21 protein-coding genes and 5 tRNA genes are annotated in these 25,426 nt (G+C 41.6%); 9 read left to right on the top strand and 17 right to left on the bottom strand.

Translation table 11 applies throughout. The features are described 5' to 3' along the window. Positions 1–2 precede the first annotated feature (2 nt). Genes C5471_RS01020 through C5471_RS01010 form a run of 3 tightly spaced genes read left to right on the top strand, consistent with a single transcriptional unit; the run spans position 3 to position 2,489 of the window. Positions 3–1,148, top strand: a complete 1,146-nt coding sequence (locus C5471_RS01020) for a DUF3396 domain-containing protein (RefSeq protein WP_133815093.1) — start codon at positions 3–5, stop codon at positions 1,146–1,148. Positions 1,149–1,184: 36 nt separating this feature from the next. Beyond that, positions 1,185–2,330, top strand: coding sequence for a DUF3396 domain-containing protein (locus tag C5471_RS01015; RefSeq protein WP_166295545.1), 1,146 nt, complete (start codon positions 1,185–1,187; stop codon positions 2,328–2,330). A 3-nt stretch (positions 2,331–2,333) separates the two neighbouring features. Beyond that, a complete protein-coding gene (locus C5471_RS01010; RefSeq protein WP_339959134.1) occupies positions 2,334–2,489 on the top strand; it encodes a PAAR domain-containing protein in 156 nt (51 codons plus the stop codon). 3,634 nt (positions 2,490–6,123) lie between these two features. Here C5471_RS01010 and C5471_RS01005 read toward each other — a convergent pair. The 3 genes from C5471_RS01005 to pgl all read right to left on the bottom strand — a co-directional run bounded on the left by C5471_RS01005 (position 6,124) and on the right by pgl (position 9,592). Continuing rightward, the gene (locus tag C5471_RS01005; RefSeq protein ID WP_133815094.1) at positions 6,124–6,591 is read right to left on the bottom strand and encodes a DUF6392 family protein; all 468 of its coding nucleotides are present in this window, start codon (positions 6,589–6,591) and stop codon (positions 6,124–6,126) included. Next, entirely contained in the window at positions 6,591–8,237 is a 1,647-nt protein-coding gene (locus C5471_RS01000) for an S-type pyocin domain-containing protein (protein WP_133815095.1), read from the bottom strand. The genes C5471_RS01005 and C5471_RS01000 overlap by 1 nt, the downstream gene beginning before the upstream one ends. Positions 8,238–8,605: 368 nt before the next feature. Then, a complete protein-coding gene (pgl, locus tag C5471_RS00995; protein ID WP_133815096.1) occupies positions 8,606–9,592 on the bottom strand; it encodes a 6-phosphogluconolactonase in 987 nt (328 codons plus the stop codon). A gap of 148 nt (positions 9,593–9,740) precedes the next feature. Between pgl and C5471_RS00990 the strand changes: the two genes are divergently transcribed. Further along, on the top strand, positions 9,741–10,559 hold the full coding sequence (locus C5471_RS00990; RefSeq protein WP_133815097.1) for a pyridoxal phosphatase: 819 nt from the start codon (positions 9,741–9,743) through the stop codon (positions 10,557–10,559). Positions 10,560–10,689: 130 nt separating this feature from the next. Here the strand turns inward: C5471_RS00990 and modC are convergent, their stop codons facing one another. The 4 genes from modC to C5471_RS00970 form a co-directional block, all read right to left on the bottom strand. Continuing rightward, positions 10,690–11,754: a molybdenum ABC transporter ATP-binding protein ModC gene (gene modC / locus C5471_RS00985; RefSeq protein WP_166295542.1), complete on the bottom strand. Its 1,065-nt coding sequence runs from the start codon at positions 11,752–11,754 to the stop codon at positions 10,690–10,692. Beyond that, positions 11,748–12,440 (bottom strand): molybdate ABC transporter permease subunit, encoded by a 693-nt coding sequence (gene modB / locus C5471_RS00980; RefSeq protein ID WP_133815380.1) that lies wholly within the window; start codon positions 12,438–12,440, stop codon positions 11,748–11,750. Before modB ends, modC begins: the two co-directional genes overlap by 7 nt. A gap of 16 nt (positions 12,441–12,456) precedes the next feature. Continuing rightward, on the bottom strand, positions 12,457–13,227 hold the full coding sequence (modA, locus tag C5471_RS00975; RefSeq protein ID WP_133815099.1) for a molybdate ABC transporter substrate-binding protein: 771 nt from the start codon (positions 13,225–13,227) through the stop codon (positions 12,457–12,459). A 249-nt stretch (positions 13,228–13,476) separates the two neighbouring features. Beyond that, positions 13,477–13,611, bottom strand: a complete 135-nt coding sequence (locus C5471_RS00970) for an AcrZ family multidrug efflux pump-associated protein (RefSeq protein ID WP_071789454.1) — start codon at positions 13,609–13,611, stop codon at positions 13,477–13,479. A gap of 183 nt (positions 13,612–13,794) precedes the next feature. Here C5471_RS00970 and modE point away from each other — a divergent pair, with 183 nt between their 5' ends. From modE to gpmA, 4 genes are all read left to right on the top strand, one after another. Continuing rightward, positions 13,795–14,586, top strand: coding sequence for a molybdenum-dependent transcriptional regulator (gene modE, locus C5471_RS00965; RefSeq protein ID WP_133815100.1), 792 nt, complete (start codon positions 13,795–13,797; stop codon positions 14,584–14,586). A 175-nt stretch (positions 14,587–14,761) separates the two neighbouring features. Beyond that, the gene (gene modF / locus C5471_RS00960) at positions 14,762–16,237 is read left to right on the top strand and encodes a molybdate ABC transporter ATP-binding protein ModF (RefSeq protein WP_133815101.1); all 1,476 of its coding nucleotides are present in this window, start codon (positions 14,762–14,764) and stop codon (positions 16,235–16,237) included. Positions 16,238–16,624: 387 nt separating this feature from the next. After that, a complete protein-coding gene (locus C5471_RS00955; RefSeq protein ID WP_208862190.1) occupies positions 16,625–17,449 on the top strand; it encodes a CPBP family intramembrane glutamic endopeptidase in 825 nt (274 codons plus the stop codon). Between the two features lie 159 nt (positions 17,450–17,608). Next, the gene (gene gpmA, locus C5471_RS00950) at positions 17,609–18,361 is read left to right on the top strand and encodes a 2,3-diphosphoglycerate-dependent phosphoglycerate mutase (RefSeq protein ID WP_166295538.1); all 753 of its coding nucleotides are present in this window, start codon (positions 17,609–17,611) and stop codon (positions 18,359–18,361) included. A 92-nt stretch (positions 18,362–18,453) separates the two neighbouring features. On the opposite strand, the gene aroG is transcribed toward gpmA, so the two are convergent. The 3 genes from aroG to nadA all read right to left on the bottom strand — a co-directional run bounded on the left by aroG (position 18,454) and on the right by nadA (position 21,586). Beyond that, the gene (gene aroG, locus C5471_RS00945) at positions 18,454–19,509 is read right to left on the bottom strand and encodes a 3-deoxy-7-phosphoheptulonate synthase AroG (protein WP_133815103.1); all 1,056 of its coding nucleotides are present in this window, start codon (positions 19,507–19,509) and stop codon (positions 18,454–18,456) included. A gap of 256 nt (positions 19,510–19,765) precedes the next feature. Continuing rightward, the gene (gene pnuC / locus C5471_RS00940; protein ID WP_133815104.1) at positions 19,766–20,491 is read right to left on the bottom strand and encodes a nicotinamide riboside transporter PnuC; all 726 of its coding nucleotides are present in this window, start codon (positions 20,489–20,491) and stop codon (positions 19,766–19,768) included. Between the two features lie 54 nt (positions 20,492–20,545). Further along, the gene (gene nadA / locus C5471_RS00935) at positions 20,546–21,586 is read right to left on the bottom strand and encodes a quinolinate synthase NadA (RefSeq protein ID WP_133815105.1); all 1,041 of its coding nucleotides are present in this window, start codon (positions 21,584–21,586) and stop codon (positions 20,546–20,548) included. 831 nt (positions 21,587–22,417) lie between these two features. Here nadA and C5471_RS00930 point away from each other — a divergent pair. Continuing rightward, positions 22,418–23,269 carry an aminoglycoside 6-adenylyltransferase gene (locus tag C5471_RS00930; RefSeq protein WP_133815107.1) on the top strand — a complete coding sequence of 284 codons (852 nt, stop codon included), beginning with the start codon at positions 22,418–22,420 and terminating at the stop codon, positions 23,267–23,269. Positions 23,270–23,315: 46 nt separating this feature from the next. Here C5471_RS00930 and C5471_RS00925 read toward each other — a convergent pair. From C5471_RS00925 to pal, 7 genes are all read right to left on the bottom strand, one after another. Next, positions 23,316–23,385 (bottom strand) — tRNA-Lys (locus C5471_RS00925). Positions 23,386–23,423: 38 nt separating this feature from the next. After that, positions 23,424–23,563, bottom strand: a tRNA-Lys gene (locus C5471_RS00920). A gap of 35 nt (positions 23,564–23,598) precedes the next feature. Beyond that, positions 23,599–23,738, bottom strand: a tRNA-Lys gene (locus C5471_RS00915). A gap of 35 nt (positions 23,739–23,773) precedes the next feature. Continuing rightward, positions 23,774–23,849, bottom strand: a tRNA-Lys gene (locus C5471_RS00910). A gap of 35 nt (positions 23,850–23,884) precedes the next feature. Further along, positions 23,885–23,960: transfer RNA gene (locus C5471_RS00905), tRNA-Lys, on the bottom strand. Between the two features lie 146 nt (positions 23,961–24,106). After that, the gene (gene cpoB / locus C5471_RS00900; RefSeq protein WP_133815108.1) at positions 24,107–24,874 is read right to left on the bottom strand and encodes a cell division protein CpoB; all 768 of its coding nucleotides are present in this window, start codon (positions 24,872–24,874) and stop codon (positions 24,107–24,109) included. A 9-nt stretch (positions 24,875–24,883) separates the two neighbouring features. Further along, positions 24,884–25,384, bottom strand: a complete 501-nt coding sequence (pal, locus tag C5471_RS00895; protein ID WP_133815109.1) for a peptidoglycan-associated lipoprotein Pal — start codon at positions 25,382–25,384, stop codon at positions 24,884–24,886. Positions 25,385–25,426: the final 42 nt, after the last annotated feature.

The raw sequence follows: 25,426 nt of genomic DNA, 5'->3' as shown, positions 1-25,426 counted from the left end.
TAATGGAAACTTCAGATTACTTTGCCCAGTTGAGATCACAACTGGCCGCGTTTACCTTCCTCAATGGCGATGGGCTGACCGTTTCTCGTCTTGGGATTTCTATTACTCTGTTTTTTAAACAGGGTTACACCCCGGAGAAAAAACAGCACATTCTGGCCTGCTATCACCGCTTTCGCGAAGAGTTTGGCGCTCATCTACGTTTTCATACTCATGAACTCAGGGGGTTAAAAAAATACTCACCGGAAAATACTGCCAAAGTGGAAGAAGGCATTCTTAATCAGAAAAAAAACCAGCTTTCTAGTTGGGATGTTAGTGATGCAAAAAATCTCTATGAAGCCCCTCACTATCTGATGCACTACATGGACTCCCGGGAAATAAGTGGTGACAACAGTAGCTCCTACCTGAGTCTGGTGCTGCCCTGGGATTATCTAAAAGAGCAGGAGGGCATGGCTCGCTTTATGGCCTGGCTGGACTTTCTGTGTGAACAGCTTGAACCTGACAGTGGAGACTGCGGTTATTGTCTGGTCCTGCCCAGAGATTACCATGATTACTTTCCCCTGGAGTACCAGCTAGCACAGCGTTACCCTGCATTGCAGGTTAATTCTGCGGTTCATACAGCCAAATTACAGTATGGACATTCCATCCGGGGCATTAACTGGATCACCCTGCTGTCCAAACGCTTTGTCAACCGACTGGGTGGGGAACATTGGATACGTAAAACGCTGGCTCGTTATTCGGATGTGGTGATTAGCTCTTACCCCAATGGTCTGATGATCCGAGCCGGTCAATACCCGGACTTAACACCACTACCGGGCAATGTCCCGACGAGTTATTTTGCCATTAACCAGCTGATACGCCCGATACGGGTTATTCCTCGTGAAGGCCATTCTCTGCATTTTTATGGTGAAGGACATTTTAATTCAACTTCCACACTAGCCTGGTATGCCCGCTATGACCGTGGCCCTCTGCATATAACGCCGATTAGAGGCGGCGAACCCGCCCTGGTCAGCGGGATCTGGCGAACCGATAGCCTGCCGGGCGAGCAGTACTTTTTTGCTCAGGGGGCTACAGCCTTCGATACTCAGGGCGCAGCATCGGGCACAACCGTATGGCATCTGATACGGGAAGCGGCAAATATGTGGGAATAACGGATTATCCACCGCCTCATCATGAAAGGAGAGAAGATGAAAACTTTGGATTATTTTGCCCAGTTAAGATCACAACTGGCTGCGTTTACCTTCCTCAATGGCGATGGGCTGACTGTTTCCCGTCTGGGTATCTCGATAACCCTGTTTTTTAAACAGGGTTACACTCAGGAGAAAAAGCAGCGCATTCTGGCCTGCTATCGCCGCTTTCGCGAAGAGTTCAGCACTCACCTGCGTTTTCACCGTCATGCACTGAAAGGGCTAAAAAAGTATTCACCCGAAAATATTGCCAAAGTGGAAGAAGGTATTCTTAATCAGAAAAAGAATCAGCCTTCTACTTGGGATATTAGTGACGCAAAAAATATCTATGAAGCCCCGCGCTATCTGATGCATTATCTGGATTCCCGAGAAATTGATGGTGACGATGACAGCTCCTACCTGAGTCTGGTGCTGCCCTGGGATTATCTAAAGGAACAAGAGGGTATGGCTCGCTTTATGGCCTGGCTGGACTTTCTGTGTGAACAGCTTGAGCCTGACAGTGGGGACTGTGGTTACTGTCTGGTTTTACCCAGAGATTACCATGACTATTTTCCCCTGGAGTACCAGCTAGCGCAACGTTACCCTTCCCTGCAAGTCAATTCAGCGGTTCACACTGCGGTATTACAGTATGAACATTCCATCCGGGGCATTAACTGGATCACCCTGCTGTCCAAACGCTTTGTTAACCGACTGGGTGGGGAACATTGGATACGCAAGACGCTGGCGCGCTACACGGATGTGGCGATTAGCTCTTACCCCAATGGTCTGATAATCCGGGCAGGTCAATACCCGGACTTAACACCACAGCCGGGCAATGTCCCGATGAGTTATTTTGCCATTAACCAGCTGATACGCCCGATACGGGTGATCCCCCGTGAAGGCCATTCTCTGCATTTTTATGGTGAAGGACATTTTAATTCAACTTCCACGCTGGCCTGGTATGCCCGCTATGACTGTGGCCCTCTGCATATAACGCCGATTAGAGGCGGCGAACCCGCCCTGGTCAGCGGGATCTGGCAAACAGACAGCATCCCTGACAAACAGTATTTCTTTGCTCAGGGCGCGATGGCTTTTGATGTTCAGGGTGCGGAGTCAGGCACAACGATTTGGCATTTAATACGAGCAGCGGAAAATAGAGCGGAGTAAATAATGCGAAGTGTAGTGGAAAGAAAATGTAAACAAACCGGTGCTATTGCGGAAGGTTCTAACTTGTTCAATATACAGGGAATACCTGTCGCACTGGCGGGACACCTTGTTAATTGTGGTTGCCCGACCGGAGCCTGTCGATTAAAGGTACAGTCATAAATATCAAACGCCAAAGCCATTAATTAAAATACCCATAAAATCAGGGCAGGCTTTAAACTGTTATTAAACGTCATTTTTTAAACTGATGATTTTAATCGGTATAAAGTTTTAACCGTTTTTTTACCCCTTTTAACGCCTGCTTTTTATTAAGTTTAATCATCATCCGCTATCATGTTTTACGTTTAACAAACCCTAAACACCTCCACTTTTTATCTTTACCAACGCTGTTTTAGCCGCCTTTTTCAGAACTTAAATCCTGCCACATTAACCGTTTTATCCCTTTTTTATTGCATTATTTTTAGAGTGTTATCCGTAAAACAACCGTCGATAAAACGCTTTAATACCTATTCCGTTCGGATAATATTCTTTTATATGTGGATTTCTTTTCAACTCTCTTTTAACGGTTAATCATTTACGATTAAATACCATTAAATCCCCCGCTAAAAACTCGCATTTACCAAGTTAAATCCGACCTTGATACAAAAGCCAAAAGCTTTAATACCTTTTCACTTGCATTTTTAAATACTCATGGCAGGTTAGGTAAATGTAAAATAAATCGCGCATAAAATTTTAATCCTTGTTTTCACCCCTTTTAACACGGGATTTTTATTACATTTAATCACCATAAAATATCATATTTTACGTTTAACAAACCTTAAACCTCTCCACTTTTTATCTTTACCAACGCTGTTTTACCCGTCTTTTTCAGAACTTAAATCCTGCCACATTAACCGTTTTATCCCTTTTTTATTGCATTATTTTTAGGGTTTTATCCGTAAAATAACCGTCGATAAAACGCTTTAATATTTATTCCGTTCGGATAATATCCTTTTATATGTGGATTTCTTTTCAACTCTCTTTTAACGATTAATCATTTCCGATTAAATACCATTAAATCCCCCGCTAAAAACTCGCATTTACCGAGTTAAATCCGACCTTGATAAAAAAGCCAAAAGCTTTAATACCTTTTCATTTGCATTTTTAAATAATCATGACAGGTTAGGTAAATGTAAAATAAATCGCGCGTAAAATTTTAATCCTTGTTTTCACCCTTTTAACACGGGATTTTTATTACATTTAATCATCATGAAATATCATATTTTACGTTTAACAAACCTTAAACCTCTCCACTTTTTATCTTTACCAACGCTGTTTTACCCGTCTTTTTCAGCACTTAAATCCTGCCACATTAACCGTTTTATCCCTTTTTTATTGCATTGTTTTTAAGGTTTTATCCGTAAAATAACCGTTGATAAAACGCTTTAATACCTATTCCTTTCGGATAATATTCTTTTATATGTGGATTTCTTTTCAACTCTCTTTTAACGGTTAATCATTTCCGATTAAATACCATTAAATCCGCAGCTAAAAACTCGCATTTACCGAGTTAAATCCGACCTTGATAAAAAAGCCAAAATCTTTAATACCTTTTCACTTGCATTTTTAAATACTCATGACAGGTTAGGTAAATGTAAAATAAATCGTGCATAAAATTTTAATCCTTGTTTTCACCCCTTTTAATACGGGATTTTTATTACATTTAATCACCATAAAATATCATGTTTTACGTTTAACAAACCTTAAATCTCTCCTCTTTTTATCTTTACCAACGCTGTTTTACCCGCCTTTTTCAGCACTTAAATCCTGTCACATTAACCGTTTTATCCCTTTTTTATTGCATTGTTTTTAAGGTTTTATCCGTAAAATAACCGTTGATAAAACGCTTTAATACCTATTCCGTTCGGATAATATTCTTTTATATGTGAATTTCTTTTCAACTCTCTTTTAACGGTTAATCATTTCCGATTAAATACCATTAAATCCGCAGCTGAAAAGTTGCATTTACCAAGTTAAATCCGACCTTGATAAAAAAGCCAAAAGCTTTAATGCCTTTTCACTTGCATTTTCAAATAATCATGGCAGGTTAGGTAAATGTAAAACAAATCGCGTATAAAATTTTAATCCTTGTTTTCACCCCTTTTAACACGGGCTTTTTATTACATTTAATCATCATAAAATATCATGTTTTACGTTTAATAAATCCTAAATATTTCCACTTTTTATCTTTACCAACGCTGTTAAATAACCAGTGATAAAACACTTAAATACCTCTTTGTTTGGATAATATTCTTTCACATGCGGATTCGGGTTTCTTTTCAACTCTCTTTTAACGGTTAATAATTTTCGATTAAATACCATTAAATCCGCAGCTAAAAAGTTGCATTTACCGAGTTAAATCCGCCCTTGATAAAAAAGCCAAAATCTTTAATTGCTTTTCACTTGCATTTTTAAATACTCATGACAGGTTAGGTAAATGTAAAATAAATCGCGCATAAAATTTTAATCCGCCCTTGTTTTCACCCCTTTTAATATGGGCTTTTTATTAGTCGAATCAGCCTTACATTTAATCTTTTTCAGCACTTAAATCCTGCTACATTAACCGTTTTATCCCTTTTTTTATTGAGTTATTTTTATCGTTTTCTTCATAAAATAACCAGTGAGAAAGCGCTTTAATACCCATCTGTTCGGATAGTATTATTTTACGCGAGGATTTCTTTTCAACTCTCTATTAATGGTTTATGATTCTCGATTAAATGCAATTCACTCTCCTTTTGAAAAGTTGCATTTACTTGATAGGCAGGCTTTAAACTGTTATGAAAAGTCATTTTTTAAACTTATGGGTTTAATCGGTATACAGTTTTAATCCTTGTTTTCACCCCTTTTAATACGGGCTTTTTATTACATTTAATCATCATAAAATATCATGTTTTACGTTTAACAAACCCTAAATATCTCCACTTTTTATCTTTACCAACGCTGTTTTACCCACCTTTTTCAGAACTTAAATCCTGCCACATTAACCGTTTTATCCCTTTTTTATTGCATTGTTTTTAGGGTTTTATCCGTAAAATAACCGTCGATGAAACGCTTTAATACCTGTTCCGTTCAGATAATATTCTTTTATATGTGAATTTCTTTTCAACTCTCTTTTAACGGTTAATGATTTTCGCTTAAATGCCATTAAATCCCCGCTAAAAATCCGCATTTACTGAATTAAATCTGCCCTTGATATAGAAGCCAAAAGCTTTAATACCTTTTCACTTGCATTTTTAAATACTCATGGCAGGTTAGGTAAATGTAAAATAAATCGTGTGTAAAATTTTAATCCTTGTTTTCACCCCTTTTAATACGGGATTTTTATTACATTTAATCACCATAAAATATCATGTTTTACGTTTAACAAACCTTAAATCTCTCCACTTTTTATCTTTACCAACGCTGTTTTACCTGCCTTTTTCAGCACTTAAATCCTGTCAGATTAACCGTTTTATCCCTTTTTTATTGCATTATTTTTAGGGTTTTCTGCGTAAAATAACCAGCGAGAAAGCGCTTTAATACCCATCTGTTCGGATGGTATTATTTTACGCTCTGATTTCTTTTTAACTCTCTATTAATGGTTTATAATTTTTCGATTAAATGCAATTTATTCTCCTTTTGAAAAATTGCACTTATTAGTCGAATCCGCCCATTATTTATATAATTCCTATTTTTATTAAGTCAATTCATCTGCGGTTTGGCTTTTCAAACCGCGAATGAAAAAGCTTTTGAGAAAAAACTTCCTCCTTTCTATTGACTACCAACGCACTTCTGTAGTGGGTAAAAACGTCACTGATTTTACTCGTTCCATCATGTCATAAGAGATCTTCATACTGGTAGGAATGCGGAAATCAAGCAATGTGTATAACTCTTTCCATCCAAACTGACGTTTCATTATTATTTGTGGTTGCTGTAATTTCTCAGGCTTACCAAACTGTTCATGAACCCACTGTCGTGACATCTGAGACACCAAAGGAGATGGTAGCTCATTAGGAAATTGGTATAGAGGCTTCTTTTCATTTAGCAAGGTCAATGTAATCTCTTTTAAGCGTTTTTCTTCTCGGTAAAACGCTAGAAATATCCCCTCTTTTACCATATCCAGGCAGACCACCTCGTCACCAGAAAAGCCTGTTGGCTTGGTTTTATAAGGGATTAACCCTTCATCAAAAATCTCCTGATAAGATTTCCCTAAACTATTTATTAACACTTCAACATTGACTGTCATTACTTGTATAACCCCTGTTCTTGGTTCAGCTTATGCATTTTGGCTCTGGCATCTTCAAGTTGTGCTTCTGTTGCGCCATATTCCTTCAGTACTGGTTTTATCGTATTAAAGTCCCGATCAAGCGCTGCCCGTAAATTCTTCGAATCCTGTTCTATCTGAGTAGGCGTATTTCTCCCTCCATAGGTAGCACTGAGCTTTTGATGTACCTCTGCGGGTATAATGATAGAAGCGACATCTTCAGATAATTCCTTGAATTCACGTTCATCTAATAATGGATATAACCGTTTAAAATAAGCCCTAACAGCCGCCGCCGAAGGCATATGATCAGCATGTGTCCCATTCCTTGGCCTGCCCGCAAAATTACTGTACAAATCCACCTCAAATAGTTTCACCGGCGGTTTACTCAAATACACATACACCGGCGGCATATTCGGGATCGGGAAGATCAGAATATAATCGCGAAAATCTTTCTCTTCCGGCATCGGCAACGATTCAATATCGCTGCCCACTTTTTCCGGGATTGGCAATACGGTGATTTGCGACGGAATAAATGGTCGTTCTTCATTCCCGGTATGGGCCGGAACCTGAAACTCCTGTTCGTTCGGCGTCCATAATATCGTTGGCCGGGTTTCTCCCGGCTCCCAGAATTCATAGTTACCCGTGGTCCGATTCAGTGTCATCATACGAACCGGCACTTTATCCAGACCACTTTCCGCGCTGACGTGATACCCCTGAACCGTCATCCTGCCGCTTTTTTCATCTCTTATCCAGCGGAAACGCACACGAGTCGGGGCATGACCAAACTGTTCAGCAATCTCACTAAGGCAATAGCGGTTTAAGTAGTCCTCTTCGCCTTCATTCAGTTTCGGTGAATAAAACAATCCCATTAACCCGACCGTCAACGGATTTGGTGCCGCCAGCCAGCGCCCAGAGCTGGCAGCACCACCGCCAATGTAACGCATCACCAGCGCTTCCCCATCCGCTGCCACGCTGCGGGTGGTGGCCGCCACTGCCGTAGCAGCCGCCTCAGCCTTATCTTTTCCACCACTAAACCAGCGTTTATACCACGGTAATTTTTTATCCTGCGGTTTATCCGGCTCTGACGGGTGTTTCTTGCTCTGGGGAGGCGGTTCAGGCTTTTGCGCCGCTACCGGAGCGGGAGATGACGACACCTGATATACCGCCATTCGCCCGAAGTTATCCGCAGGTTCAGCCTCGGTTCCCGCATCCGTACAGCCTTTGCCCCGCTGGCAGGATTTGGTAAACACCGGTATCGGTGGTGGGGGAGCCTGCGTTACAGGCGGTGGATCGGGCTGAACGCTTCCCGCCGCCATATTCGTGGGAGCAACAGCCCGATCAGCAACCTCCTCCTGCTTCTCATAGCTGTCCATCACGGAATTGATCAGCCGGGCCCGACAGGGGCAAGCGCTGACACTATCTAATGTGCCCGCCCATCGCCGTCCCATGCTAAACATGCTAGGTACGCCCCCGATAATCATGTAAGTACCAGAATGTTTACCACAGGTGACGTGATCCCCTTCACGCGCGGTTGCCCGCCCGTTAAATGTGATGGTCTGATCACCGGTGATAATAACTCCACCACAGGTCGTTTTGTCACCAACAAGCAGATAATAGCCTTTTGCCATTCTATTGACTTCCCCATTGGTTTACAGTACGAAGAGTGGGTCTAACTGAAATCGTCATCATATTCTTACCACTTATAGGTTAATAGATGATCGATAGTGCAATGAATTTAACTTAAAAAGATATAGGAATATTCCGAAAATTGGAGAAATTAGCTTGATTGATTTTAGTAATTCATCATGTTTATTAACATTTTTAATACAATTTTTCAGCAAGGGTGGGCGGGTTTTACTCAAAAAATGGTCAGATCATTTTTGTACTCATCTTCATCAGTTCAAAGTGCTGACCAAAAGACCGGCACTTTGTCATTAATCTGAGATGTATTTACATCTATCTATTATCGCCGTAACACACAGCAATCTTCTCAAACTCAAAGAGCTAACACTGTCACCCACATCGGCGCTTTACCAACGGGATAACGCGCTAATTCAGTCAATTTACCGGTATATTTATCAATAGCAGAAACCGAAATATGGTCAGACTTCTGACCGGATGCAATCAAATATTTTCCGCTATGATCGATAGCAAAGCCACGCGGCTGTGTTTCAGTTTTATAGTGCCCTGCCAAAGTCAGATTAAAACCATCTTGTGAAATAACAAAATGGCTGATCAAACTTGCAGTACGCTCACAGGTATAAAGGTGACGACCATCCGGTGTAATATGAATATCCGCCGACCAACGAACACCCGCTAAATCTTTTGGCAATGAATCAATGGTCTGAACAATCCGGTATTTCTCCCATTTGCGATAAACATCCACGGTAGAATCCAGTTCATTAATGCAGTAAATCACCTGCTGATTCGGATGGAATGCCATATGACGAGGACCCGCCCCTGCTGCTGTAGTAACTTCTTCCGCATGCTTCTCTGTCAGATAACCCTCTTCTGTCATCTCAAAAATTCGGAGGTGATCTTCTTTCAGACAAGGTACTAATAGCTGTTTATTATCCCAATCCATATTGGCTGAATGCGGTGCTTGCAAGCCTTCAATAATCTGAACCGGCGCGCCTGCAATACCTTGATCGTCAATTAGGCTGACACTCAGATTGTTATAACTGTAGGAAGCAGAGAATAGAAAACGGCCTTGCCTGTCAGTAGCGATATGTGTCGGGCTACCCGGTATTGGTGAAACTCCCTGCTGTACCAGCCTGCCATCAGCGCCAATTTGATACGTGATAATACTGAATTGTGGCCGGACCCCAACATAAAGATGCTTACGATCCGGATTAACTACCATTGGCTGTACTTCTCCCGGAACATCAATTGTCTGAATTAATGATAATTCACCTTCATTATTCAGGTTCCAAACATGAATCTGACGACTGTTTGGACTCGCAGTATAAACCACCTGTTTCATCTTCACTCCTTAGTTATCCGTTACCATTTTATTGATCTGTAACGACTCAATTTTAATTTTATCGGCTAAATTCACCGAACAATTGGTTTAATTTTATTCAGTTCCAATGTAATATCTTTTACATTATATATAGTTATGAGGCTAATCTATGTCATATCGCGTTATTGCTTTGGATCTGGACGGTACGTTACTGAGTCCTCAAAAGAATATCCTGCCAGAATCACTCGCTGTACTAAATGAAGCCCGTAAAGCCGGTGTTAAGGTGCTGATTGCGACTGGCCGCCATCATGTCGCTATCCACCCTTTTTATCAGGCTTTGCAACTCGATACACCTGTCATCTGCTGTAATGGAACTTATCTGTATGATTACCATCAGAAGAAAGTATTAGCCTCAGATCCACTGTCATCTCAGGAAGCGATAAAAGTTCTCGCCCACTTAAGCAACACAGATATTCACCGTCTGATGTATGTGGATGATGCCATGTTATATGAAGAACTGCATGACACAATTGTCCGCACCATGACATGGTCTGAGACCCTGCCTGAATCTCAACGCCCAACTATGCAGCATGTCAGTAGTTTTCAGCACGCTATTGGTGAAGTGCGGTCTATCTGGAAGTTCGCTACCTGTTCCCCTGATTTAGCAAAATTGCGTGAAGTAACTGAACAGATCGAGAATGAGATCGATCTTGCGTGTGAATGGTCATGGTTTGATCAAGTGGATATTACCAAGAAAGGCAACAGTAAAGGTATGCGTTTGAAACAATGGGTTGAATCACAAGGAATGAATATGCAGGATGTTATCGCCTTTGGTGACAATTTTAATGACCTGAGCATGTTGGAAACCTCTGGGCTCGGTGTTGCTATGGGTAACAGTGTCGATGCTGTCAAAGAACGGGCCGATCTGGTGACGTTGGATAATACTCAACCAGGTATTGCCAAAATTATTCGCAAGTATGTTCTTTAGTTTCTCGTCTGATTAGCAATACCCATAAATCACACTCAGGGGCAACCCCACATGGGAACCCCTTGTTATTCCAGACAATCTTCTTTCTTCCAACTGACAACCTGTTTATTCATTTATGAAAAATCAGATTCTATAACTGCCGATTAAGAGAAATGCTCTTTATCTGGGCATAAAGCCATTGCCCTTGCCGCAAATTAAGTTCATCCCTTGCCCACGGAGTAATTCTTGCCCATAAATAATGACCACTCAGCGCCAATTTGACATCGACCTGGTCATCATCATCAAAAAATTCAACCACTTTCGCGGCTAAAATATTACGGATACTACTACCACGAGGTGGTTCCAGTACTAATGAAACATCGGAAGCGTCTATCCTGATACGTAAATTAGTTCCCGGTTGAACATCAATTTTAGGCAACCATAAAGCCTGATCAGCAAAGGCTACCGCTGTCATTTCATAACGATTATGATGTTCGACCATTGAAACGTTCAGAATGCTACTGAGCGTCTCTTTTTGTAACCAGGGACGCAGTGCGCTGCTGGCCCAAACCTCTGCCAATTTCCCTGTCGCCCTGACTTTCCCGTTATCCATTACGATCACGTTTTCCGCCAGCCGAAGAATTTCATCCAAGTTATGGCTAACATATAAAATCGGGATTTTGACATCTTGAGAAAGCTTTTCAAGATAAGGCAAGAGTTCTCGTTTACGTGGGAGATCCAAAGATGCCAATGGTTCATCCATTAACAGCAATTCAGGTGCAGCCAACAAAGCGCGACCAATAGCAACCCGCTGTTTTTCACCACCGGACAAGGTAAGAGGAAAACGCGATAGCAGGTGCTCAATTCCCAGCAAATTAATAATGCTGTCAAACTCCGGTTTCATCACCGGAGACATTCCGTATTGAAGATTGCCTTTTACCCGGTAATGAGGAAACAGCCGAGCATCCTGAAAGACATAACCTATCCGGCGCTGCTCCGGTGGCAAGCAAATCCCTTGTTCAATATCCACCAACACATGATCATTGAGACCAACCCGCCCTTTCTGTGGACGTAGCAAACCCGCAATCACATTTATCAGTGAAGTCTTTCCTGCACCTGAAAGGCCAAAAACAGCCGTAATTCCCTCAGTGGGTAACTGTGTGTCAACCTGTAAATGAAGATCACCCAGTTGTTGTTCAAAATCCAGCTCTAACATGTTGCTCCCAAACGTTTCCTTCCCCAACGGGTTAACCATTCAGAAATCATCAATGATATCAACGCAAGAATAATGGCGATAATACATAAACGAGCGGCGGCAGTTTCTGCGCCTGGCGTCTCAATCAGGGTATACATCGCCAAAGGGATTGTCCGCGTTTCACCTGGAATATTAGATACAAAGGTGATGGTTGCACCAAATTCACCCAATGAACGGGCAAATGCCAGAATAGTACCAACAATAATCCCGGGCAAAGAGAGCGGCAATGTAATCGTAAAAAATACTCTGAATGGATTCGCTCCCAAGGTACGGGCAGCCTGTTCCAACCGCCGGTCAACATTTTCCAGTGCCAAACGTATCGCCCTGACCATCAGCGGAAAAGCAACAACAGCAGAAGCCAATGCAGCACCACGCCAACTGAATGCAACGCTTACCCCAAACCAGTCATATAACCATTCACCAATAAATCCACGACGTCCCATACTGATCAGCAGCAGATATCCCACTACCACTGGTGGTAACACCAATGGCAGATGAATAATGCTGTCAAGTAATGATTTACCCGGAAACCGGAAACGAACCAGAATCCATGCCATCAAGATCCCAAATGGCAAACTGATTAACACCGCCATACCTGAAACTTTCAGACTCAGGATGATAGCTTGCCATTCGTATTCACTTAACATCTCCAAAAATCTATTCCTAAAGTGGGCGAAAACCGTAACGTTTAAAAATCGCAGCGGCCTCTGGGGTTTTCAGATAGTCATAAAAACTAAGAACTGCGGGATTATTATGATCTTTGATGATCGCCATAGGATATTCAACAGGCTTGTGGCTCTCTGCCGGGAAAATCCCCACAACTTTAACTTTATCACTGGCAACGGCATCTGAAGCATAAACAATACCCAATGGAGCTTCAGCACGTTCCACCAGCGCCATACCACTGCGCACATTACTGGTACGAGCCAGCAGAGGATTAACCGTCTCCCATGCCCCCAAATATTGCAGCGATTGTTTAGCGTAGATACCTACCGGAACATGATCTGGATCACCGACAGCAAGACGGCCATCAGCCAATAAAGATTTCCATTTGGTCTCTTTATTAATGTCAATTTTATTGAATTTACTCTCTTTCGGTGCAATCAGAACCAGTTGATTTCCCAGAATAGTAAAGCGAGTTTTATCAATAATCAGTTTCTTCCCGGCAACGTAATCCATCCACTGTTGGTCAGCGGAAATAAAAATATCTGCCGGAGCACCTTGTTCAATCTGGCGAGCCAAAGTAGAAGATGATGCATAGGAAGCCACCACGTCACCTTTTTCCTCTTGCTTATATTGTATCGAAATCTCGTCAAGTGCATTGGTTAGTGAGGCAGCAGCAAATACGGTAACTTTCTCCGTAGCCCATGCTTGCCACGTCAAAGTAAAAGAAACGATAACTCCCGCTAACAGTTTGATAAAATTCTTTTTCATTTGTTTTACACCTGCTTATTATCCAATTGGTTCGCTGTATATAACAAGATATAGCGCTAAATGGAAGACTATCCCATTAATAATCGGCAAATTGTGAGCAACTTTTACTATCTGATTTAATTTGAAGTAAAATGCTGTAATAGAAAAACAGGATAAACAGAACAAACTGATTGTGATCAGTTAAGACAAATTACCCGGCGAATCACCGGGTAATCAGAATAGCACCTGATGTATAAAGAAATATTAGTTCTACTTTTCAGAATGACCAATACGGGAAATGATATTAAACAATTCCCCAAGGGCATAAATTAAACCTAAGATCCCGACCATTACTACCGGTACCATGACCAGGGAGAAGGCCATACTTTTAATCAACTCAAACATGGTAGCCTCACATAGTGGCTCATTAAATGAGCCGGCAACATAACACATTTTTAACCATAGCGCGTAATAGCGCTATAATTAGTACCATTCTAAACAAAGACAAACAACTATAACCGGCTAAACGTGCGTTTTTCCGGGTTAGCCAACAAAAATTCACGATTTTATTTCCTGAAAAAAGCAATTATGCAAGCCGAAATTCTATTAACACTGAAATTACAGCAACGGTTATTCGCAGATCCACGGCGAATATTATTACTGAAACAGATTAAAGCAACGGGTTCTATCAGCCAGGGGGCAAAGCTGGCTGGCATCAGTTATAAAAGCGCCTGGGATGCCATCAATGAAATGAACCAGTTAGCAGATGAAATACTGGTGGATCGTGCTACTGGTGGTAAAGGAGGAGGCGGGACGAATCTTACCCATTATGGTGAACGTTTGTTACAACTTTATGATTTAATCGCACAAATTCAACAAAAAGCCTTTGATGTGCTGAAAGATGATCCTCTTCCCCTCGACAGCCTGCTGGCGGCAATTTCCCGTTTTTCTCTGCAAACCAGTGCCCGTAATCAATTCTTTGGCACAATTACTGACCGTGACCATAATCAGGTGCAGCAACATGTCCGCATATTGCTGGCAGATGGTCAAACATCACTGGATGCGGCATTGACAGAACAGAGTGCTGACCGTCTTGGGCTGATAAAAGGTAAGGAGGTATTGGCTCTGATTAAAGCACCCTGGATAACATTGACTAAAGAACAACTTCCCATCAGCCATTTTGACAATGCCCTGACAGGACAAGTGAGTAAAATCGACACTGGCGAAAAGAGCACAGAAGTTCTTATCGTTCTTGATGGTGGTGAAACCCTCTGTTCTACTCTCACCAATCAAGATGCTGATAAGCTGAAACTGCATCCTAAAGATAAAATCACCGCTCTTTTTAATGCCGATCAGGTAATTATTGCAACTCTTTGTTAAAAATTGCACTATTATCACTGAATAATTCGGAGTATCAGGGGATATTATGAAGTTATGTACCTCACACATTCCCTGATATCTGACATTAAATGTTAATCAAAAGTTAATATTGACATTCAATGTCATTCCGCTTATTTGTGAGAGGATATTTGCGTTGCTTAAAAAGGAATAAAAGATGTCTGAATTGCAAATAACGCAAGGCTGTTTCCGTCTAAGTGATACCCAAACCTTGCAGTTGCCGTCACTAAAAATTACCTCTGGTGAAAACTGGGCTTTTGTTGGTGCTAACGGTAGTGGTAAATCATCATTGGCCCGTGCGTTGTCAAATGAATTAGTACAACTTTCCGGCGAACGAAATTGCTCATTTCGCACATGTATCCGCGTTTCTTTAGAACAATTACAAAAACTGACTGAGAAAGAGTGGCAACGCAATAATACTGATATGTTGAGCGACGATGAGGATGACACTGGCCGCACTGCGGCGGAAATTATTCAGCTTCATCATAAAGACAACGAATTTTGTCTGGAACTGGCAAAACAGTTCGGTATTATGGATTTACTTTCCCGCCGCTTTAAATACCTTTCTACCGGTGAAACCCGAAAAACCTTGCTTTGCCAGGCACTGATGGTTTCACCTGATTTACTGATCCTTGATGAACCTTTTGATGGCCTTGATGCATTTGCCCGTGGTCAGCTCGCTGAATTATTAAAAACATTGTCAGCAAAAGGCATCGTTTTGGTGCTTATCCTTAACCGGTTCAGTGAAATCCCAAGTTTTGTTGATCAAATTGGTGTACTGGCAGATTGCCATCTGACATCTGCTGGCATAAAAGAAAAAGTGATGGCGGATCCACTGGTTGCTCAACTGGTGCACAGCGAAAAACTTGATGGTATCCATTTACCAGAAGCGGATGAATGTCGTATTGATGATCAGTTACCTCCTGACCAACCTTTGATTATCTTGCGTAATGGTGTGGTTCAGTATAACGAACAACCCATTTTGCACGGGCTGGACTGGCAGGTAAATCCGGGTGAACACTGGCAGATTATGGGTCAAAACGGTGCCGGAAAATCAACCCTCCTGAATCTGATTACCGGAGATCATCCCCAAGGCTACAATAATGAGTTGATATTGTTTGGTCGCCAGCGCGGTAGTGGTGAAACGATTTGGGATATCAAACGCCATATTGGCTATATCAGTCACAGTATTCATCTGCAATACCGTGTCAGTACCAGTGTTCGTCATGTGATTCTGTCCGGATTCTTCGATTCAATCGGTCTTTACCAGGCAGTATCAGATCGTCAGCAACAACTTGCCGATGAATGGCTGGCTTTGCTGGGATTATCTGCTCAGATTGCCAACGGCCCGTTTCACAGCCTTTCATGGGGGCAACAACGGCTGGTTCTGATAGCTCGTGCTCTGGTTAAACATCCGGCTTTATTGATCCTTGATGAACCTCTGCAAGGGCTTGATCCACTCAACCGTCAGTTAATATTACGTTTTATTGATATCATGATTACTGACGGTGATACTCAGCTACTGTTTGTTTCTCATCATCAGGAAGATGCCCCGCAATGTATTACTCACCGGCTGATATTTATTCCCGATGGCGACATATACCGCTATAAAACGGAGAAAATTTTCAATTGATTACCTGTAGTTCCCCATTATTTTGTAGAGTGACATATAAAAGGGGTTGAAATTCTTACTGAGATACGGGAGAACGGCATCAGTATTGATATTCATGATGTCATCAAACGTTATGAAGCTGAGTTCCAATCTCTATCTGAAACTGAGCTCAGATCTATGATGCATGTAAGTGATTAAGCCCGCCAATAATGCAACCTCTTCTACACAAATTTTGGTCGAAGGACAATTGTCACCAACAACATCACTTCTCCGACCAGTGAAAAAAACATCGCAATTTAATCATCTTGCGTTACTATTTTTTGCTCATTTAATAATAGTTATCATCAATCTTTGGTTTGCTTCTCAGATATTATCTTCTAACTTATTGAAAACAACAGGGCATATATGATTTGGGGTTTACTTGCCACATCACTGGCATTATTAGCTATACACCGCACGACTGCACTTATTGTTCTACTGGCTGCCGTTGTCACCGGATGTATAACGCAAGTTATAATTTATCCAGCAATTGCAACTATTGTAATTATTTTCGTGTTAGGTGCACTACGTCTCTATTTTCAGCAAAATAACATCATCAAAATAACAACTGAGCTGCTATTGCTCGCTTTTGGTATCGCGTTATTCCTGCATCTGATCCCAGGTTTTCATAACTTGAAATTTCTCGATAACGTTCAAGTTGGTCCTCATAGTGCGCCATTCTCAATGTATTTCAACTTTGATAAGGCACTTATCCCTTTCCTTCTGCTATGTTGCATGCCTGGATTATTTACAACAAAACCACTGGCAAAAGTTCGCCTTTATGCGTGGATAATCTTGACTGTTGCCATTCCGGTACTACTCAGTATTGCAACAGCCTTAGGCGGACTTGCGCTTGAACTGCATATGCCACCATGGTTGCCAATGTTTATTTTGGCAAATATTTTCTTTGTTTCTCTGGCAGAAGAAGCGCTGTTTCGTGGCTATATCCAACAAAGGTTGAGTCAGTGGATTAACCCCTATTTTGCCCTGATCATCACCGCCTTGATTTTTGGCGGCGCACACTTCGCTGGAGGTCTATTACTGGTGATTTTCGCTACACTCGCAGGATTAATATATGGTCTGGCTTGGATGTGGAGTGGCCGGCTGTGGGTCGCTGTTGGGTTTCATTTCGTCCTTAATTTGGTTCATTTGCTGTTCTTTACTTATCCAATCAAGTTGGTAACAGCACTATAACATGTCAAACTTTCCCGGCATCTATTCAGTAATCTGCAAAAAATTAAGGTTTTCAGGCAAATAACGCTATGGAACCCGACTATTGATTGCTGTTCTGGTGTATAGGGCAATATAATGCGCTCAGTTATCATTAAGTTTGGTTTTTAAGGAGTTTACGCTATGGCTGTAACTAAACTGGTTCTGGTAAGACATGGTGAAAGCGAGTGGAACAAAGAAAACCGCTTCACTGGCTGGACTGACGTCGCTCTCTCTGAAAAAGGTCGCGCCGAAGCTCAACAAGCAGGCCAGCTACTGAAAGAAGAAGGCTTTGTTTTTGATTTCGCATACACCTCTGTTCTGAAACGCGCTATTCACACGCTATGGAACATTCTGGATCAAGTTGATCAACAGTGGTTACCTGTTGAGAAAAGCTGGAAACTGAATGAACGCCATTATGGTGCTCTGCAAGGTCTGGACAAATCAGAAACCGCCGCTAAATACGGTGATGATCAAGTTAAACTGTGGCGTCGTGGATTTGCTATCACCCCACCCGATTTAACTCAAGATGATGAGCGTTTTCCAGGTCATGATCCACGTTACGCAAATCTGCAACCAGAAGAACTACCCGTGACTGAAAGCCTGGCAACAACTATTGAGCGCGTGATCCCTTACTGGGAAGACGTTATCAAACCTCGTGTTGCTAAAGGAGAAAAAGTGATTATCGCGGCTCACGGTAACTCTTTGCGCGCAATGGTTAAATATCTGGACAACATGAGCGAAGAAGCCATCCTTGAACTGAATATTCCAACAGCAGTACCTTTGGTTTATGAATTCGACGAAAACATGAAACCAATTAAGCATTACTATCTGGGTAACGCTGATGAAATCGCTGCAAAAGCCGCCGCTGTAGCAAACCAAGGTAAAGCGAAATAATTCATTATCGATAAAATTGCTGATATCGTACTTTTTCAGCCAATATGAAAAACCGGAATCATTAATTCCGGTTTTTTTACATCCGAAAAAGGTTATCGGCCACAACGTGCTTTCACTGCCAACGATAATTGACGTAACAAGATTTCAGTATCAGCCCAACCAATGCAAGCATCGGTAATACTTTTACCGTATACCAATGGTTGATCACTCTCTGGGTCTTGGTTCCCTTCTTGCAAATGACTTTCCACCATAACACCAATAATCGCCTTCTCTCCGGCAGCAATTTGCCCACTGACATCTTCGCACACATCCATCTGCTTTTTAAATTGCTTGGCGCTATTGGCATGACTGAAATCAATCATAATTCTTGCCGGCAAACTTGCTTTTTCCAAACTTTGCTTCACGGCAATAACATGTTCAGAGCTATAGTTTGGTTCTCTACCACCACGCAGGATAATATGGCAATCAGAATTTCCACTGGTATTTACAATCGCAGAATGTCCCCACTTAGTGACAGAAAGGAAACTGTGCGGTGAACCCGCAGCATTAATAGCATCAATTGCAACTTTTATCCCGCCGTCGGTGCCATTTTTGAAACCAACCGGACACGAGAGACCAGAAGCCAACTCACGATGAACCTGCGATTCCGTTGTACGAGCGCCGATTGCTCCCCAACTCATCAAATCTGCCAAATACTGTGGAGAAATCATATCCAGATATTCCCCCGCAGCCGGTAGCCCCATGTCATTAATATCCCGCAACAATTCACGAGCCAGACGTAAGCCATCATTAATATCAAAGCTGTGATTCATATGAGGGTCATTAATTAGCCCTTTCCAACCAATAGTTGTACGCGGTTTTTCAAAATAAACCCGCATGACAATTTCCAAATCATCTTTTAGTTCTTCACGCAACTTATTCAACCGTCCAGCATATTCCATTGCTGCTTTAGGATCGTGAATAGAACATGGCCCAATCACAACCAACAGACGATCATCTTCACCCGTCAGAATTTGATGAATAATTTTGCGGGCATTACGTACTGTAGATGCAGCCTTTTCAGTTGCTGGAAATTTTTCAAGTAGTGCTACAGGCGGTAATAATTCTTTTATCTCTTTAATTCTTATATCGTCATTCTGATAATTCATAACCCTCTCTCATCCACATCTTTGTATATTTGTTTAAAACAATCTTGTGATTTTAATCTAACTGTTAGAAGACAAACTGTAAATATTCTTTGTAGATAATAAATCAGTGTTTAACCTAAAGACATAGAAAAATATAGTCAAACGTGATTTGAGCTGTTTTTTATAATTGAAATATCTTTAGAAATGAGAATTATCAGAGTAAATCCCTAAAAATATGCCAGAGATCGACAAATCAATTCTCTGGCACATTAAAAAATTATTCGATACGGGATAAAGGCTGCGAATGATTTTTCTTAGCCACCTGAATCCACAAACGGGAACCATTAAGTGCAATGCCAAAGAGAATCACATACTGCAATGACATCGCCAAAACACCTTGATGGAAATAGATAACAACGCTTATCACATTGATAATCATCCATACCAGCCAGTTTTCAACATATTTGCGAGTCATCAGAATCATTGCCACAATAGATAGCACCGTCATTGTCGAATCCCAGAAGGGGAATGCATCAGGTGCCAATACCGGCATTTGAACATTAAAATCAAACTTTTGCATAATCGTAACGGCAATCTGAGTCAGAGAGCCAAAGATCCGATCGATATTAAAAGTCATAATAACAATCAATAGGATAGAAATCAGACTAATTATTACCACCTTATTCAGGCTCAACCAGCGTATTTTAAGTTCAATCTGCTGCTGCTCATTAACCCTGCTCCAGGCATACCAGCCATAAATATTTGCAGCAAAAAAGAATAATTGCAGCAATAAACTAGCATAAAGTTGAATTTGAAAAAAAATCACAGCAAATAATGTGACATTAATCAGCCCAAACAGATAGTTAATTATTTTTTCCTGACTGGCAAACCAAATACATAGCAAACCAGCAATCGTACCTACTGCTTCAATCCACGATAAATCATAACCGCCTTTTCCCAGTGGGATATTTACTAATATATTGTTAATACTGAAAAAATCCATCTGTTATACCCTATTATTATCGACAACAAAGAATGACACCCATTATTTGTTTTTTCATTTTAACCGAGTTGCAAAATCAAGCATCCGGTTTAAAGGAATAAGCGCCTTTTCACGTAACTCTTCTTTAACAAATATTTCATGCTGAACCCCGCCCTGCTCTAATCCCTGAACGATAGCCTGTAAGCCATTCATTGCCATCCACGGACAATGGGCGCAACTACGGCAGCTCGCACCTTCTCCAGCCGTAGGCGCTTCAAATAACTGCTTCCCTGGGCATGTTTGCTGCATTTTATAAAAGATGCCTTTATCTGTTGCCACAATCAGCTTCTGATGCGGCAAAGACTGCGCTGCTTTGATTAACTGACTGGTTGAGCCAACGGCATCAGCCAGATCAATAACTGCTTGTGGTGATTCAGGATGAACCAATACCGCAGCATCGGGATGCAGACCTTGCATTCTTATCAAAGCCTGTGTTTTAAATTCATCATGGACAATACAAGCACCTTGCCAACAAAGAATATCGGCTACGGTCTGTTTACGGACATAATTTCCCAAATGGCGATCCGGTGCCCAAATTATCTTTTGCCCCTGGCTATCCAGATGATCGATCAGCTCAACAGCAATACTTGAAGTCACAACCCAATCAGCCCGTGCTTTAACCGCTGCTGATGTATTTGCATAAACCACGACTGTACGATCTGGATTATTATCACAAAACTCAGTAAATTCTTTTTCAGGACACCCCAGATCCAGCGAACACTCCGCTTCCAACGTTGGCATTAAAACACGCTTTTCCGGGTTGAGAATTTTAGCGGTTTCTCCCATAAATCGCACTCCGGCCACTAATAGAGTAGAAGCTGGATGATTGCTGCCAAAACGTGCCATTTCCAGTGAATCTGCTACACACCCTCCCGTCTCCTCAGCCAAAGCCTGGATCTCTGGATCGGTGTAATAATGTGCAACCATAACGGCATCCTGCTGTTTCAGGAGGTGTTTGATTTTTTCACGGCAATGTTTCTTTTCATCCTTACGGAGAAAAGCCGGTTTCGGTGGGAATGGGTAAATGGTTGAATTAAAATCAATATACTCGCTCATTACGCTGATTCTCTGTTTAGTATATGGTTTTAAAAAGCGATAATTTTGGTTTTTGGTCCGAAAATTTGCGCATATTTGTTTAATATACTAAACAAAATAATCAATTTATAGCAATTTATCGTGGAATATTTTGTCTGTTATCGCTAACTTAAAGGTAAAACGAGAAAGCACCAAGTATCAGTAAAAACCGCCTATCCACCGTTATGTTTAATCCATTTTTCGGCGCTATTATCCTTTGTTTATTTTACATATTTATCTAACCCTTAAATTAAATAATATTCTTTCATAATAAACATATTGAATTATTGAAAAAATACTTCAACAATTCATATCAATCACAGTCTAGTTCAGAAAAATAACAATAGAGTGTTCTTATTACTTATAAGGTTAATCATTTTTATCTTATTCCTTCCATCCCTTCCTGTAACCTCTTCTGTTTTAAATCCCAGATAGAATATTCTGGCATCTGGACACAAATATCTAAGCAACAATGTTCAGGAATATCACAGGATTTCCCATCTTTGTAGAAGACACGCGCATTGTTATTATCGATACTAATATCCGTCGCATCATTGAAAACATTCTGGGAAAAACATCCAGATGCAAAACAACCACTAAAGGCTTGGTTAATGAGGTAAAAAAGGCCCCATGGAACCGGCTGCTTATCAAAAAATTCACGCAATTTTGTTTTATATACTAAACAAAATAACCAATTTATAACAATTTGTCGCGGAGTATTTTACCTGTTATAAGTTATTACATTACCTGCTAATTTATGAGATTAGGCTTATTCATCAATCATCACTAAAGTTAAATAGGAACTTCATATATATGGAAGACCCGGAAATCCTTCTGGAAAAAATCCTGACTTTTGCCCATAACGATCCCCGTATTGATATAGTTATCCAAACAGGTTCCCGTGCCAGAAACACACGGGTAGATAAATTCTCAGATCTGGATATAGAACTGATTGGTTCGGGAACAGATGAATTAATAGGCAACGATTTATGGTTTAAACAGTTGGGTGACGTTATGGTTGCATTGCATCTGGCTAATGAAAAAGAGGGTGAACCAGATTGGCCAACTTGTCTGGTCGTTTTTAGAGGCGGTCGTAAGGTGGATTTCACACTGGCAAGTGTTGAACGCCTGAAAGATATGAAACAGAGAGGTTTGGATAAACTCTATCAACGCGGCTATAAGATCCTCCTTGATAAGACGAGCCTTACGAACGGGCTTCCTGAAATCACTCACCAATTGACTCAATCACATATTCCATCATCAGCAGAATTTAATGAAAACCTGCGCGAGTTCTGGTTCGAGGCAACACAAGTGCCTATTTATATCGCTCGTGGTGATTTATGGCCTGCAAGAATGAGGGATAATGAGATGAAAGAATTATTGCTGGCAATGATGGAGTGGTACGTCTCGATAAAAAGTGATGGAAAGACGGATATCTGGTACAACGGCCATCATTTGCATGAATGGCTGCCTGAGAAGTTCAGCAAGCGTATTCAAGGGATTTTTGGCAGTTATGGCAAAGAAGAAGCGATACGAGCATTACTGGAAACCACAGAGCTTTATACGGCAATTTCTGCTGAAATGGCGGAAATGAAGGGATTTGAGTTCGATAGTGAGCTACCTGGTAAGGTTAAGAAGCATATTATGCAAGTTATTGGGAGGTAAGTTTTAAGGTAGTAAAGAATATAGAACTACTGAGCGCGGTTGTTGTCTCGCTTCGCTCGGCTCGAACCGGCGACCAATTGATTAAAAGTCAACTGCTCTACCGACTGAGCTAACGACGCATCTAAGGAATTCGTTTTTGAATGAAGCTTCAAAATGGTGGGTCGTGCAGGATGACTCGGCCTACGGCCTCGCCCTTCGGGCCAACGCTTGCGCGTTGTTGTCTCGCTTCGCTCGGCTCGAACCTGCGACCAATTGATTAAAAGTCAACTGCTCTACCGACTGAGCTAACGACCCATCTAAGGAATTCGTTTTTGAGTGAAGCTTCAAAATGGTGGGTCGTGCAGGATGACTCGGCCTACGGCCTCGCCCTTCGGGCCAACGCTTGCGCGTTGTTGTCTCGCTTCGCTCGGCTCGAACCGGCGACCAATTGATTAAAAGTCAACTGCTCTACCGACTGAGCTAACGACCCATCTAAGGAATTCGCTTTTGAATGAAGCTTCAAAATGGTGGGTCGTGCAGGATTCGAACCTGCGACCAATTGATTAAAAGTCAACTGCTCTACCGACTGAGCTAACGACCCATCTAAGGAATTCGTTTTTGAGTGAAGCTTCAAGATGGTGGGTCGTGCAGGATTCGAACCTGCGACCAATTGATTAAAAGTCAACTGCTCTACCGACTGAGCTAACGACCCATCTTGTGACTTCTCTCGGCAACGGCGGCATATATTACTGATTTCTCCGCGCAACGCAATGATTATTTTTTCAAATTACGTTTAGATGCCTATTAAATACTCAAAAACCCCGAAAATATATTAATACTGCCTTCCGGGGCCGATAATTACAACGCAGAAAGCTTTTTCTCAGCCAATTTAGCCGCATTCGAACCAGGATATTGTTTTACAACCTGCTGATAAACAGATTTAGCTTTATCCTTCTGGCCCTTGTCCTGCATGATCAAGCCAACTTTATACAACGACTCACCACTCTTTTGAGACTTGGGATAATTTTTCACCACCGTAGCAAAGTAGTAAGCAGCTTCGTCTTTCTTACCCTTGTTGTAATGAAGTTGACCTAACCAGTAATTCGCATTAGGCATATAACTCGACTTTGGGTAAGCCTTCACAAAGCTCTGAAAGGCAGTAATCGCTTTATCATATTCTTTGGTATTCACCGCCAAAGAAACGGCAGCATCATAATCACCCTTCTCGCTACCCGTACTTGTAGTTGAAGACGCCTGATTACCACGATGACTTGCAGTTGAAGATGCTGTATTGGTAGCAGATTGACTCTCCGCAGAACTAGTAGCGCCTTCCAGTTGCTGATAAATATCCTTCTGCCGCTCTATAACCTGATTAAGCTGATACTGATTCTCTTGAATCTGCCCACGGAGCATGTCGATATCACGTTGAGAATCGGCGAGTTGTTGCTGGAGCTGGGTTAACAGCTGACTGTGAGCGTTGGAAATACGCTCTAATTGGGTGAGGCGCTCATCGGGAGAACCCGAGCCGACATTACTGATTGGCGCTTGGGCAATAGCGGCCCAAGGAGCCGCTACGCCAACCAATAACGACAGACCCAAAAAATGACGTCTGAAGTTACTGTTCATGAATTACTCTTAGTATGCCAATACTGCGCGACGGTTTTTAGCATATGCTGCTTCTTCGTGGCCCAGTACAGCTGGTTTTTCTTTACCGTAAGAGACGATAGAGATCTGATCACCGGAAACACCTTTACCTTGCAGGTACATTTTCACTGCGTTAGCACGGCGTTCACCTAATGCGATGTTGTACTCAGGAGTACCACGTTCGTCAGCATGACCTTCTACAACAACTTTATAAGATGGGTTGCTACGCAGGAATGCTGCGTGAGCGTCTAACAGCTGAGAAAAATCTGAGCTGATATCGAATTTATCGAAACCAAAATATACAATGTTGTTGTTTTGCAGCTCTTGCATTTGCTGACGAGCTAATTCTTCCGCTGACAGGCCCGCATTAGTTTCGTTAACAGTGCCTACACCAGACTGATCGTTATCAGCATTTTTATTAGAACTACACGCTGCTACCGCCATAACTGGTAAAGCTAACATCAGCCCTTTTAGCACTTTGTTCAGTTGCATCTCTTTGATCCTTTTAAAATTTGCCACACATATTATTATGCA

This window comes from Photorhabdus tasmaniensis, assembly GCF_011189505.1.
GTDB classification, from domain to species: domain Bacteria; phylum Pseudomonadota; class Gammaproteobacteria; order Enterobacterales; family Enterobacteriaceae; genus Photorhabdus; species Photorhabdus tasmaniensis.
The sequence above is the reverse complement of the archived record's forward strand: the minus strand, read 5'-3'. Positions and strand labels throughout refer to the sequence as shown.